This is a genomic window from Flavobacterium fluviale, assembly GCF_003312915.1.
Classification (GTDB): Bacteria; Bacteroidota; Bacteroidia; order Flavobacteriales; family Flavobacteriaceae; genus Flavobacterium; species Flavobacterium fluviale.
On the sequence record NZ_CP030261.1, the window covers coordinates 1,727,783 to 1,743,353 of the forward strand.

Sequence of the window (15,571 nt, forward strand, 5' to 3'; positions counted from 1 at the left end):
AATCATCAATTTTTTAGTGCTTAATATTTCTGTTCCACAAACTCAAGTTGTCTATGCGTAACTTTACTTTTAAAAGGTTTAATTTATTTAAACTGTTTTTTCTTATTTCATTATTTTTTATCACGACTCAAACTAGGGCGCAATTTCCTTACTCACAGTCGTTTAAAAATTCAACAGCTCCAGGTGTTTTATTTGGAGGTGAACCGCAGGCTTTTTTAACGGGCGGAGCAGGTTTAAAAGATGGATATAATGATGCTAATGGTTCTGGATATTTGCGATTGACAAATAAACAGGGGAGTCAAAAAGGGATTGTTTATTCAGATATGTATTCGTTTCCATCTGCGTATGGAATGACGATTTCGTTTGAATATTATACTCATGGTGGAAACGGTGCCGATGGTATCGCTTTTATTCTGTTTGATGCAACTGCTTCTCCAGTTGCCGCTGGTGCCTTTGGTGGATCTTTAGGTTATGCACAAAGAAATACTGAAACAGGTTTCTCTAAAGGTTATCTGGGTATTGGAATTGATGAATATGGAAACTTCTCTGCTAATAATGAAGGAAAAAGCGGCGGGGCGCCCGGTGGTGTTTTGCCTAGTAATGTGACTTTAAGAGGTGCGGGAGCAGGAACGAGTGGTTATCCGCATTTGATTTCGGTACAAACAACAGCTTTAGCAAGTTCTTTTAGCGTTGCTGGAGGAGATAGAGGAGCAACAGATAATTCTAAATCTGGTTTTAGAAAAATGGAAGTTGTTTTAAAACCTCGTTCAGGAGGGGGATTTTTTATTGATGTTTACTTAACTCATGGTAGTATAAGAGAGTTAATAATTAATAATTATGAGTATAAAATTACAGCGCCATCTAATTTAAAATTTGCAATTTCTTCTTCAACCGGAGGATCTAATAATTTTCATGAAATACGTAATTTAAATATTACAGTTGATAAATCGACACTTTTAACTCCAGTAGCAAATGCAGACACATTTACTGGTTGTATCGGATTGGCAACGACTTCTGGAGATATTACTTCGAATGATAATGGATCAGTAAATACTTTAGGAACAATTAATAAATCTACTGTTGATCTAGATCCAGCAGTCACAGGAATTCAAACAACTAAAACAGTTGCCAATAAAGGGACTTTTACTTATAATTCCACTACAGGAGCAGTAACTTTTAATCCGTTAAACAATACTGTTACTGGTCCGGTTCAAATCACTTATACTTTTAATGATACTTATGACAAGACTTCTAATACAGCGACAATAACTTATAATACATATACAGCTATTACCAATAACTCGATTACAGCACCTTCTACAAGTACTTTTTGTACGGCACCACATGATCCAGGTATTATTACAGGTTCAACGGCTGCTGGGGGTTCAACAAGTAGCGGCGGGCCTTCTACATTGACCTATCAATGGGAGAGCAGTATTAATAATATTGATTTTAATCCTATCTCAGGAGCTACAAATGAAAGTTATGATCCACCAAGTACAAGTAATACTGCTTATTATAGAAGAGTAGTTTCTTCTGCAACTTGTAAGGACGTGAGTAATGTAGTTTCTATTGTTTTTGGACAGGCTAGCACACCAACAGCAACCGCAGCAACCGCAATAACTTGTAATAGTTTTACAGCAAATTGGAATGTTGTTCCTAATGCAACATCTTATGGGCTATCGGTTTCTAAAGATTCAAATTTCAGCACTCACGAGGGAAATTTAGATGGAAGAAATCTTAATTCATCAGCTACTTCTTTTAATGTTAGTGGTTTAACTTCTGGGCAGACTTATTATTTTAAAGTTTGGTCTTTCAATTCATGTGGAGTTGGGCCGACGGCTTCAAATGTAATTACAGTAACTGTAGGAAATGGATCGATTGCTGGAACAATATCTTCTGCACAAACCATTTGTTCAGGGACTGCTCCACAAGATCTGACCTTATCTGTTTATACTGGAACAATTCAGTGGCAGTCATCAACAAATAACAGTACTTTTAACGATATTTCTGGAGCTGCAGGAGCTGTTTTAACAAGTGCTCAAATGGGAGCACTTACTGCAAATACATACTATAGAGCAGTTGTTAAAAGTGGGGCATGTACAGCCGCAAATACGGCATCAGTTTTGATTACGATAAGTGCAGTTCCAAGTTTAGCATCAATTTCACAATTTGCAACAACTTGCGAAGGAGCACCAGCAAGAATAAACTTAAAAGGATTATTACCGAACACAACATCTACTATTGGTTATTCTATAGATGGACTTGCGCAAACTCCTGTTACGGGAGTTGTGGCTGATGGATCTGGAGACAGCTTTTTTGAAACTGTGGTTTTAACTGCAGCAAATAATGGTAAAACTTTAAGAGTTTCAACTGTTACTACAACAAGTGCAACTCCAAGTTGTAGCACTAGTGTCAATAAAGATGTTGTTTTAAATGTAAACGCAGCTTCAGTTGGAGGAACAATTGCATCAGTAGCGGCAATTTGCTCTGGAACTTCGCCGGCTAATCTGGTATTAAGCGGTAATAATGGTTCGGTTTTAAGATGGCAAAAATCGACAGATTCAAATTTTTCAACCCGAACAGATATTAATGTGGCTTCGGCAACATTAACAAGTACTAACATAGGAAACTTAACAGCAAATACTTATTTTAGAGCTATCGTACAAAATGGCGCTTGTGCTGCTGTTTTCTCAGATCCTGTTTTAGTAACTGTAAATGCATTGCCGGCAGTTCTTTCTCTAATAGGAAATACAATTTGCGTTTCGCCTGGCGGTAATGGAACTATTACTTCTTCAACTTCAGCAAATGGTATAAGTTATCAATTATATAATTCAGGTAATACCGCAGTTCAATCTGCAAAATCAGGTAACGGATCTGCATTAACTTGGACAAATCTCCCTGCAGCAAATGGTTATTATGTAATTGGAACAAACAATGCAACAACTTGTTCATCTAAAAGTAGTTCAGTAAATATCTTAACTACTCCAGATCCCGACGCTCTTGTTTTAACAGGAAGTACAATCTGTGTTTCACCTGGCGGTAACGGTACAATAACATCTTCAACTTCGGTAACCGGAATAGATTATCAATTATACAATTCTACCAATGCTACAGTTCAAGTCGCAAAATCGGGAACAGGATCAGCTTTAACTTGGACAAATCTTGCTGCCGGAAATAGTTATTATGTAATTGGAACGAACACTACAACTACATGTTCTTCTACAAGTAATACAGTAAATGTTGCCACTACTTTAAATCCCACAGCGCCTGTATTAACTGGAAGTGTAATTTGTGCATTACCTGGAGGAGATGGGACTATTTCTTTTACAGCCTCGGTAAATAACGTAAATTACCAATTATTTGATTCAAATGATGTTGCAGTTCAGTCTGTAAAATCTGGTAACGGATCTGCATTAACATGGACTAATCTTAATGCAGCAAACGGATATTATGTAATTGCAACCAATACAGCAAATTGTACAGTAAAAAGTAATGTAGTTAACATTACAACTAATCCAAATCCAACAATTTCGATTGGAGGGACATTAACAGCTTGCTTAACAACTACTTTAACGACAAATACAAATGTGAGTTCGCCAACTTATGTTTGGTATAAAAATAATATTGTAATTTCTGATGAAACATCATCATCATTAGTAGTGAATACTGATGGGGATTATAAAGTAAAAGTTACGAATACTTCGACTGGATGCGAAACAACTTCTGCTGCTGCAACTGTCAAAGTTAGTGATACAGAAAAGCCGGCAAAACCAATTTTGGCAGCTATCACAGCAGAGTGCTCAGCAACTGTAACACCTCCAACAACAACAGATAACTGTAAAGGAACAATAACAGGAACAACAAGTGATCCATTGAATTATTCAACTCAGGGAGAGTTTACTATCAATTGGAGTTTTAATGATGGAAATGGAAATACGGAAACAGCCACTCAAAAAGTAATAATTAAGGATACTCAAAAACCAACAATTACATGTCCTTCAACAGTTGTAGTTTCTGCTGATGCTAATTCATGTTCGGCGACAGCTGTAACTTTAGGCACACCAGTAACATCAGATAACTGTACGGGAACTATAACTGTAACAAATGATGCGCCTTCAAGTTTTCCAATTGGAAACACAACAGTAACTTGGAAAGCTGTAGATGCGGCCGGAAATACTGAGACTTGTACACAGACAGTAACGGTAAACGATACTCAAAAACCAACAATTACATGTCCTTCAACAGTTATAGTTTCTGCTGATGCTAATTCATGTTCGGCGACAGCTGTAACTTTAGGAACACCAGTAACATCAGATAACTGCACGGGAACTATAACCGTAATAAATGATGCACCTTCAAGTTTTCCAATCGGAAACACAACAGTAACTTGGAAAGCTGTGGACGCAGCCGGAAATACTGAGACTTGTACGCAGCTTGTAAAAGTTGTAGGACCAATTATCGCCAATAAAGACGCTGCTTCAATTAACGGATATGATGGAGGAACAGCAGTTTCAGATGTCTTAGCAAATGATCTACTTAATTGTGCTGCTATAGTAAGGAATGAAGTTATTTTAACTTTGGATTCTACTTTACCTTCAGTTTTAACTTTTGACACTACAACTGGAAAAGTTACAGTTAAACCAAATACACCAATAGGAGTATATTCATTTGACTATAAAATTTGTGAGATTGCGAATGCTGCAAATTGCAATAAAGCAACAGTTGAAGTAACAGTTACAGCGCCATCAATTTTAGCAGTAAAAGAAGATTTAGGTACAATTAACGGAAGTACAGGCGGCACGATGACATCGCTTATTGCATCTGATAAATTAAACGGTGTTCAAGCTGTTATCGGGTTATACCCAGGAGAAGTTACTTTAAGCGGAACAGCTCCGACAGGACTAACTGTAAATGCAGACGGGACAGTAAGTGTCAGCCAAGGCGTAAAAGCAGGAAGTTACGATATAAACTATACAATCTGCGACAACAATAATGCAGGAAACTGTTCATCAGCAACTTCAACAGTTACGGTAACAGCAGGGGTTCTGATTGCGAATCTTGATACAGTTTCAGGATCTGTAATCGGCGGAAACACTTCTCAGACGTTAATTAACATTTTTGAGAATGATACTCATAACGGATCAAAACTGAATCCTTCAGATGTTAAGATGACAGCAGGCGCAGATCCAAAAGGATATCTAACAATAGATACCAATGGAAATGCCGTTTTAGGAGCTAATGCACCAGCAGGAAATTATGAGATTACATATGAAATATGCGAGCTTTTAAACCCAGGAAACTGCAGTTCAAATAAAGTAGAAGTAACAGTTACAGCACCATCAATTTTAGCAGTAAAAGAAGATTTAGGTCCAATTAATGGAAGCACAGGCGGCACGACGACATCTCTTATTGCATCTGACAAACTAAACGGTGTTCAAGCTGTTATCGGGTCAAACCCAGGAGAAGTTACTCTAAGCGGAACAGCTCCAGCAGGACTAACTGTAAATGCAGACGGGACAGTAAGCGTCAGCCAAGGCGTAAAAGCAGGAAGTTACGATATAAACTATACAATCTGCGATAACAACAATCCAGGAAACTGTTCATCAGCAACTTCAACAGTTACGGTAACAGCAGGCATTCTGATTGCGAATCTTGATACGGTTTCAGGATCTGTAACCGGCGGAAATACAGCTCAGACGTTAATTAACATTTTTGAGAATGATACTGTTAACGGATCAAAACTGAATACTTCAGATGTTAAGATGACATCAGGCACAGATCCAAAAGGATATCTAACAATAGATACCAATGGGAATGCCGTTTTAGGAGCCAATGCACCAGCAGGAAATTATGAGATTACATATGAAATATGCGAGATATTGAACCCAGCAAACTGCAGTTCAAATAAAGTTGAAGTAACAGTTACTGCGCCATCAATTTTAGCAGTAAAAGAAGATTTAGGTCCAATTAATGGAAGCACAGGAGGCACGACGACATCGCTTATTGCATCTGATAAATTAAACGGTGTTCAAGCTGTTATCGGGTTAAACCCAGGAGAAGTTACTTTAAGCGGAACAGCTCCCGCAGGATTAACTGTAAATGCAGACGGGACAATAAGCGTCAGCCAAGGCTTAAAAGCAGGAAGTTACGATATAAACTATACAATCTGCGATAACAACAATCCAGGAAACTGTTCGTCAGCAACTTCAATAGTTACGGTAACAGCAGGGGTTCTGATTGCGAATCTTGATACAGTTTCAGGATCTGTAATCGGCGGAAACACTTCTCAGACGTTAATTAACATTTTTGAGAATGATACTCATAACGGATCAAAACTGAATCCTTCAGATGTTAAGATGACATCAGGCACAGATCCAAAAGGATATTTAACAATTGATACGAATGGAAATGCCGTTTTAGGAGCTAATGCACCAGCAGGAAATTATGAGATTACGTATGAAATATGTGAGCTTTTAAACCCAGGAAACTGCAGTTCAAATAAAGTTGAAGTAACAGTTACTGCACCATCAATTTTAGCCGTAAAAGAAGATTTAGGTCCAATTAACGGAAGTACAGGCGGCACGACGACGTCGCTTATTGCATCTGACAAACTAAACGGTGTTCAAGCTGTTATCGGGTCAAACCCAGCAGAAGTTACTCTAAGCGGAACAGCTCCAGCAGGACTAACTGTAAATGCAGATGGGACAGTGAGCGTCAGCCAAGGCGTAAAAGCAGGAAGTTACGATGTACAATATACAATCTGCGACAACAACAATCCAGGAAACTGTTCATCAGCAACTTCAACAGTTACGGTAACAGCAGGCGTTCTGATTGCGAATCTTGATACAGTTTCAGGATCTGTAATCGGCGGAAACACTTCTCAGACGTTAATTAACATTTTTGAGAATGATACTCATAACGGATCAAAACTGAATCCTTCAGATGTTATGATGACACCAGGCACAGATCCAAAAGGATATCTAACAATAGATACCAATGGAAATGCCGTTTTAGGAGCCAATGCACCAGCAGGAAATTATGAGATTGAGTATGAAATATGCGAGCTTTTAAACCCAGGAAACTGCAGTTCAAATAAAGTTGAAGTAACAGTTACTGGAGCAAATCTAGTAGCAAACGAAGATCTTGTTCCATCAGCAGTAGGAGTAAACGTTTCGCAAACATTAATAAATGTTTTTACAAACGATACTACAAACGGAAATGCTTTAGTACCATCAGATGTAAAACTTACGGCAGGAACAGATCCAAAAGGATATTTAACATTGGATGAAAACGGAAATGTAATCCTGGCGCCTAATGCACCAGCCGGCGATTATGAATTACTATATACTATTTGTGAAAAATTAAATACATCTAATTGCAGTTCAAATGTTGTAAAAGTAACTGTAACAGAACCAAAAATGACATTAACGGCAGATAGTTACTGTTCAAACAATGTTCCTTATGTAAATTACACAGTTACACCAGATAATTTTACAACAACAAATTTATTGACAATTAAATGGATTGACAGTGCAAATAATGTTGTAGCGACTCAGACTAACCTGCCACTAAGCGGTACTGTTATTTGGCCGGGTGCAGAAGTTGATGGAAGTGGAAATGGAGTAGACTGGCCAGGATGGGTTGTAAACAATGGACAATGGACAGAAGGTTCAGATGGTTTTGAGCTTACAAAAAATGGAGTAAAAATGGAGTTTTCGTTAAATCCAACCGTGACGGTTTCTGTAGCTTATCCTGCGGCGACATCTGGTTGTAACGCCCGCCCAACTTTCTCAATTAAAGCAAATGATGATGAAGCAGGACCAGTAGATGTGAAAAAGGGAGTGAACGCAGTAGTTAACATTTTTGCAAACGATCTTCTGAATGGTGTGAAACCAAATCCTTCAGATGTTATTCTATCAACTGTTGTTGCAAATTCAAATTTAACTCTGAATGCCAACGGTTCAATCGACATTGCAGCAAATACACCTAATGGAGTTCACGAATTAACCTATCAAATTTGTGATGCTTCCAATACAGGAAACTGCAGCCAGGCAGTAATTAAAATTACGGTATTGAATAGTGTTGATCCAGCTCCTCCAACAGCAGGTCAATTTAGCTTAGGAAACGATAGTAATATTAGTGTTGACGGAATAAATGGCTCTATAGAATTTGTGAATGTTTTAGATAATGATTTAATAAATGGACAGCCAATCAATTCTGCAGATGTTGTGGTAAAACCTATAACGATTAATGACTATTTTGAGTGGAATGCAGATGGAACTGTAAGTGTTAAACCAAACACACCTGGAGGAAATTACCCATTAACATATCAGGTTTGTGAAAAAGGAAGTGCCTTAAATTGTGCAACTGCTGTTCTAAATGTTTTTGTTGAAGTTCCAGCTATTGCAGTTGTCAAAACGGCAGTTTTTAATGATGAAAATAAGAGTGGTTTTGCAAATGCAGGCGAAACAATCACTTATAACTTTACAGTAACAAACACAGGAAATGTTCCGCTTATAAATGTATTAGTAACAGATCCTTTAACGGGAGTAGTGGTTTCAGGACAAGCAATCTCATTGGCTGTTGGTGAAACTAACAATTCTAATTTCAGTGCAGTTTACAAAATAACACAAGAAGATATCAATCGCGGTAGTGTAAGCAACCAAGCAACCGTAAAAGGAAGCAGTGCAAGAGGCGTTAATGTCGAAGATTTATCAGATGACTCGAATAACAGCGGCGATAATCCAACTGTCTTAGATTTAAACGGATGTTCAATTAAAGTCCTTAATGCTTTCTCTCCAAATGGAGACGAGAAAAATGCGAGATTCTATATTCGAGGTATAGAATGTTATCCAGAGAATACAGTAGAAATTTATAATCGCTGGGGAGTTTTAGTTTTTAGTATTGATCATTATAATAATACTGATAGATCATTTATAGGATATTCTAACGGACGTTCTACTGTTAAACAAACAGACGGTCTGCCAGTAGGAACTTATTTCTATATCCTGAAATATAAAGACAGTGCCAGTAATCCGCACCAAGAATCAAGTTACTTATACATTAATAAATAATATAGATTACCGCTTAGTGTAAGCTGAGCCGTATTAAAGCTTAATAAATGAAAAAATTAATTTTAATTTTTATGTTTTTTTCGATTGTGTCTAATGCGCAGCAGGATGCGCAGTATACTCAATATATGTATAATACAATCGAAATCAATCCCGCATACGCAGGTTCAAGAGGAGCTTTGAGCGTTTTTGGATTATATCGTACACAATGGGTTGGATTAGATGGTGCACCGGAAACAAGCACATTTTCTGTTAATACACCTTTAAGTAACAGTGATTTAGGTTTAGGGGTTTCTTTAGTGAATGATAAAATCGGACCAACGACAGAAAATACGCTGTCAGCAGATTTGTCTTATACCATTCCAACTTCAGAAACATGGAATTTATCTTTCGGAATAAAAGGAACAGCCAATCTTTTTAATCTTGACATCAATAAATTGACTATGGAAGATCAAGATGATCCACAATTTCAAAACCTAAAAAACAGATTTAGTCCAAATGTTGGTGCCGGAATTTACTATCACTCAGATCGAGCTTACATCGGATTGTCGGTTCCTAATTTCATCGAAACCAATCGTTATGACTCTGATGACACTGCTATTTTCAAAGAAAAAATCAATTATTACTTAATTGCAGGTTATGTATTTAATCTCGATCGTTTAGAATATATCAAATTCAAACCAGCTGTAATGACCAAAATGGTAGAAGGAGCACCTCTTCAGGTAGATGTTTCCGGAAATTTTATGTTTAATGATAAATTCGTTTTGGGTCTTGCTTACCGTTGGAGTGCTTCTGTAAGTGCGATGGCTGGATTTCAAGTTACAAAAGGAATGTATATAGGTTATGGATACGATCATGAAACGACAAGATTGAGAAAATACAATTCTGGATCACATGAAATTTTCCTAAGATTCGACTTCTTCAATAATTATAATAAAATGATATCTCCAAGATTCTTTTAATGATACCTATGAAAGTTAAAAAATTACTTTTGATCTTTTTACTGTCTGGCTTTTTTTCAAATATGAATGCGCAAAATCCATTCACTAATATGAATTTGAAATATGCAGATAAAAAGTACGATGAATACGCTTACGCAGATGCTATAAAAGTGTATGAAAATTTAGTAAATGCCGAAACGAATAATGAGAAAATAATACAGCGTCTTGCAAATTCATATTATTTTAATGCAGATCTGGCGAATGCTTTAAAATGGTATGAAAAATTATTTACAATAAATCCAGATCAGGAATCGGAATATTTGTACCGATATGCTCAATCTTTAAAATCTGTTGGAAATTATCGTAAATCTGATGAAGTTTTGCAAAAATTCAATGAAAAAGCAGTATTAGAAAAAAGAGCCGATTTAATTCGAAATGATAAAAATTATTTAGAGCAAATAAAAGAAAATTCAGGTCGATTCCAAATTGCAGATGCCGGAGTTAATTCTAGTTATTCAGATTACGGAAGCACAGTTTATAACAATAAAATAGTTTTTACTTCTGCGCGCGATACAGGCGGCGTGGTTAAAGCTAATTTTCAGTGGACAAACAAATCTTTTTCAAGATTATATACTGCATCTTTATTGCCGGACGGAAGTGTTGGAAAACCTGAACTTTTAGTAAAAAGAAAGAAAGACAAATTCAATGAATCAAGTCCGATTTTTACGAAAGACGGCAGAACAATGTATTTCACCCGCAATAATTTTACCGATGGTAAAAGAAGAAGCAATGATAAAAATGTTACCCTTTTAAAATTATATAAAGCAGAGTTAATTAATGACGAATGGAAAAATATTCAAGAACTTCCATTCAACAGCGATCAATACAGTACAGCGCATCCAGCTTTAAGTGTAGACGAAAAAACATTATATTTTGCTTCTGATATGCCCGGAACGTTGGGGCAGTCAGATCTTTTTAAAGCTGCAATTAAGGAAGATGGCTCTTTTGGGACACCAGAAAATTTAGGTCCTTCAATTAATACCGAAGGAAGAGAAACTTTTCCTTTTATTTCAGGAGATAACGAATTGTATTTTGCAACAGACGGGCGTCCAGGTTTGGGCGGACTTGATATTTTTGCTGTAAGAATAAAAGCAAACGGAACTTTTGATGAAGTTCTAAATGTAGGAGAGCCTGTAAATAGTAAACAAGACGATTTTACTTTCAGTATTGATAGTAAAAACCGTAATGGTTTTTTCTCTTCAAATAGAGACAGCGGTCAAGGATTGGATGATATTTACCGATTTACAGAAACCAGAAGATTAATCTGTGAGCAAAACTTAAGAGGAACAGTTACAGATGCTGAGTCTAATGAAATGCTGGCAAATACTTCTCTTACTTTGTTTAACGACAAGTTTGATCCAGTCGGAACAATTGTTACAGATGAAAGAGGAAATTACATTTTTCCTGCTGTAAAATGTGGCAGAAAGTATACTATTAGAACGTCCAAAGCAGATTATAACGCAAAAGAAGCATCAGTAAATATTCAAAAAGATACAGAAACAACTTTAATGATTGCATTAAATAAAGTGTTTGTACCTCTTGCAGCAAAAAAAATAGAAATCAAAAAAGTTGCAATCAGTCCAGTAAAATTAGGATCCATAAAAGTGGGAGTAGATTTAGCGAAACTATTAAACCTGCCAAAGAACTTTTTTGATTTGGGCAAAGCAACAATCAAAAAGACATCAGAACCGCAGTTAATGAAAGTGGTGAATCTTTTAAATGAATATCCAAATATGAAACTAGATATTCGCTCACACACAGACAGCCGTTCATCTTCAGAAAGCAATCAGATTCTTTCTGAAAAAAGAGCACAATCGACAAAAAACTGGTTTGTGCAAAAAGGAATAGGCGAAGAACGTTTGTTTGCCAAAGGTTATGGAGAAACCCAATTAGTAAACAAATGTGCAGACGGAGTTAAGTGCACCGAAAAACAACATATGCAAAATAGAAGAAGTGAATTTATCATTACAGCAATGTAAAAAAAGGAAATTTTCAATTTTTAAATTCCAAATTCCAATTGTAGAACCCTTTTCTAAATTTTAGAAAAGGGTTTTTTGCTAAAAAATGATCTATGGTTCTCTAGAATGGTCTTACTTTAATGTTTTTCCAAATATCCCTACGGGATAATATTGTGATGATCATAATTATTTTCTACCAATCCGTAACTCCTAGCGGAGTTGCTCCTCTAAATTATTATTCATATTGATATATCTACACGTGATAATTGTGGGATAATAATCAATATTTGTTCAACCAAAACATAACTTCTGAGGGATTTGCTAATTCATAATATTTAATTTCTGCAAATAACTCCGTTAGGAGTTAATGATCGGTAGAATCCCAAAAATATCGAAAAGCATTTTGTCCCATCGGGACATTTGATTACTATTTAAACAATGGAAATACATCTCATTACATATAAATCCTAAACGTTAAAAAATCAAATTTTCTTCAAAAAAGAATTGTAAAAAGTTTCTTTCTTTAAAGGATAATTTTGAAAATGTAAATTTTGGCATATTATATTTAAAATGAAATAGTTATGGTTTTAAAAAATCGATTTCGTTGCAAATTGTGTTTGTTTTTGTTTTAACTTTATAAACCTAAAAATTTTTCATTATGACTGTAGATCAAATACTTAAAGCAAAAGGAAGAAATGTCTATTCCGTTATTTCAAATTTAACGGTTTATGAAGCATTACAAGTAATGGGAGAAAAAAACATCGGAGCAATTTTAATTATTGACGACAATAATTTAAAAGGAATCTTATCTGAAAGAGATTATGCCCGTAAAATTGTTCTAAAGGATAAATCTTCTAAAGAAACTTTTGTTCATGAGATTATGGAAAGTAATGTTTTTACAGTAAAACTTTCAGATAATCTTGAAGATTGTATGGAACTTATGAGCGAAAAAAGAATACGTCACCTGCCTGTTTTAGAAGATGGAGTAGTGGTTGGAATAATCTCAATAAGCGATGTTGTTAAGGCAATTATCGAAATTCAAAAAGACACAATTAACCATTTGAATTCTTATATTTCTCAATAAAGCATAGCGAAAAGCGATAAAAATTTAAAACGAGTCCAATTTCTATTGGACTTTTTTTATTTACCAAAATGGATTTTAAGAAAAGAAAATGCTAAAAATACGCCATTTTAAAACAAGACTTATATCTTTGTAAGCTAGAATAAAAGCTAAAAATAATGAACAAAGAGAGTAAAAAGAGAGAAGCGTTACTGTACCATTCAGAACCTACTCCAGGAAAAATTCAGGTAGTTCCAACAAAAAAATATGCAACCCAAAGAGACTTATCATTGGCTTATTCGCCGGGAGTTGCAGAACCATGTTTAGCAATTGCAGAAAACATTGATGACGTTTACAAATATACAGCAAAAGGAAATTTAGTAGCCGTAATTTCAAACGGTACAGCTGTTTTAGGTCTAGGAAATATAGGTCCTGAAGCAGGAAAACCTGTAATGGAAGGAAAAGGGTTATTGTTCAAAATATTCTCTGATATCGATGTTTTTGATATTGAAATCGGTACAGAAAATGTTGAAGAATTTATTCAAACAGTAAAAAATATTGCTCCAACTTTTGGAGGTATAAATCTTGAAGATATTAAAGCACCAGAATCTTTTGAAATCGAAAGAAGACTGGTAGAAGAATTAAATATTCCGGTAATGCACGATGATCAGCACGGAACAGCAATTATCTCTTCAGCAGCTTTAATCAATGCACTTGAACTAGCAGGAAAAAAAGCCGAAGATGTAAAAGTAGTAGTTTCTGGAGCAGGATCTGCAGCAATTGCTTGTACTGATTTATACGTTTTATTAGGCGTGAAAGTTGAGAATGTTTTAATGTTCAACAGTAAAGGACTTTTAACAAAAGACAATCCTGCACTTTCAGATTTACAATTAAAATATGCAGTTGAAGGTCCAAAAATTTCTTTGGCAGATGCTGTAAAAGACGCTGATGTTTTCATCGGATTATCTTCTGGAGATATTCTTTCGCCAGAAATGTTACTAACAATGGCAAAAAGTCCGATCGTTTTTGCAATGGCAAATCCGAATCCGGAAATCGATTATAATTTAGCTGTAGAAACCCGTAAAGACGTTATTATGGCGACAGGACGTTCAGATTTTCCTAATCAGGTAAATAATGTTTTAGGTTTCCCTTATATTTTTAGAGGAGCATTAGACGTAAGAGCGACAAAAATTAACGAAGAAATGAAAATGGCTGCCGTAAAAGCGTTGGCTATTTTGGCAAAAGAACCAGTTCCAGAACAGGTTAACGTAGCTTACGGTGCAACAAAATTAGGCTTTGGACAAGAATATATTATTCCAAAACCATTTGATCCTAGATTAATTACAGTTGTTGCTCCTGCAGTTGCAAAAGCAGCGATGGAATCTGGAGTAGCAAAAAATCCTATTACAGACTGGGCAGCTTATGAAGACAATCTTCGTGAGCGTATGGGTAATGATAACAAAATGGTGCGTTTGATTACAAATCGTGCAAAATTAGACCCTAAAAGAATTGTTTTTGCTGAAGCAGATCATTTAAATGTTTTAAAAGCGGCTCAAATTGTTTATGAAGATGGAATTGGATTCCCAATTTTATTAGGAAATAAAGAAGTGATTTTAGAATTGAAAGCAGAATTAGGTTTTGATGCTGATCTAGAAATCATTGATCCTAAAACAGATGAAGAAGAAGCAAGACGTAATAGATTTGCAAATTCATTCTGGGAAACTAGAGGACGCAGAGGCGTTTCAAAATTAGACGCTGAGAAATTCATGCGCGAAAGAAACTATTTTGCAGCTATGATGGTAAATGAAGGCGAAGCAGATGCAGTAGTAACTGGACATTCAAGAAGTTATCCATCGGTTGTAAAACCAATGATGCAGTTAATTCCTAAAGCTCAAAATGCATCTCTTATTGCAACGGCAAATATGATGCTTACATCACGTGGTCCAATGTTTTTATCAGATACAGCAATAAACATTAATCCTACTGCTCAAGATTTGGTTAATATTGCAATTATGACTTCTAAAACAGCAAAAATGTTTGGAATTGAGCCGGTTATTGCAATGATTTCATTCTCAAACTTTGGTTCTTCAACTAGCGAAAGTGCTTCAAAAGTTAGAGAGGCAGTTGCTTATTTGCATAAGAATCATCCTGAAATGATTGTTGATGGAGAAATTCAAGCAGATTTTGCTTTAAATCCAGAAATGCTGCAAGAGAAATTCCCATTCTCTAAATTAGCAGGAAAGAAAGTAAATACATTGATTTTCCCTAACTTAGAATCAGCAAATATCACTTATAAACTGTTGAAAGAATTGTATAAAGTGAATTCTATAGGGCCAATTATGATGGGGATGGGCAAACCAGTTCACATTTTCCAATTGGGTGCAAGTGTTGAAGAAATGGTAAATATGGCTGCTATTGCAGTTATTGATGCACAGGAAAAAGAGAACAAAAAAAATAAAATCGCACAATAAACGTTCT

5 protein-coding genes are annotated in these 15,571 nt (G+C 35.7%); all 5 read left to right on the forward strand.

Features of this window, described 5'->3' with window-relative positions:
* The first annotated feature begins 53 nt into the window (after positions 1-53).
* On the forward strand, positions 54-9,077 hold the full coding sequence (locus tag HYN86_RS07705; protein ID WP_113677516.1) for a T9SS type B sorting domain-containing protein: 9,024 nt from the start codon (positions 54-56) through the stop codon (positions 9,075-9,077).
* 47 nt (positions 9,078-9,124) lie between these two features.
* Positions 9,125-10,036, forward strand: a complete 912-nt coding sequence (locus HYN86_RS07710; protein ID WP_113677517.1) for a PorP/SprF family type IX secretion system membrane protein — start codon at positions 9,125-9,127, stop codon at positions 10,034-10,036.
* An 8-nt stretch (positions 10,037-10,044) separates the two neighbouring features.
* Entirely contained in the window at positions 10,045-12,054 is a 2,010-nt protein-coding gene (locus tag HYN86_RS07715; RefSeq protein WP_113677518.1) for an OmpA family protein, read from the forward strand.
* 637 nt (positions 12,055-12,691) lie between these two features.
* Positions 12,692-13,117: a CBS domain-containing protein gene (locus HYN86_RS07720; protein ID WP_113677519.1), complete on the forward strand. Its 426-nt coding sequence runs from the start codon at positions 12,692-12,694 to the stop codon at positions 13,115-13,117.
* A gap of 155 nt (positions 13,118-13,272) precedes the next feature.
* Positions 13,273-15,564, forward strand: a complete 2,292-nt coding sequence (locus HYN86_RS07725) for an NADP-dependent malic enzyme (protein ID WP_113677520.1) — start codon at positions 13,273-13,275, stop codon at positions 15,562-15,564.
* The last annotated feature ends 7 nt before the right edge of the window (positions 15,565-15,571 follow it).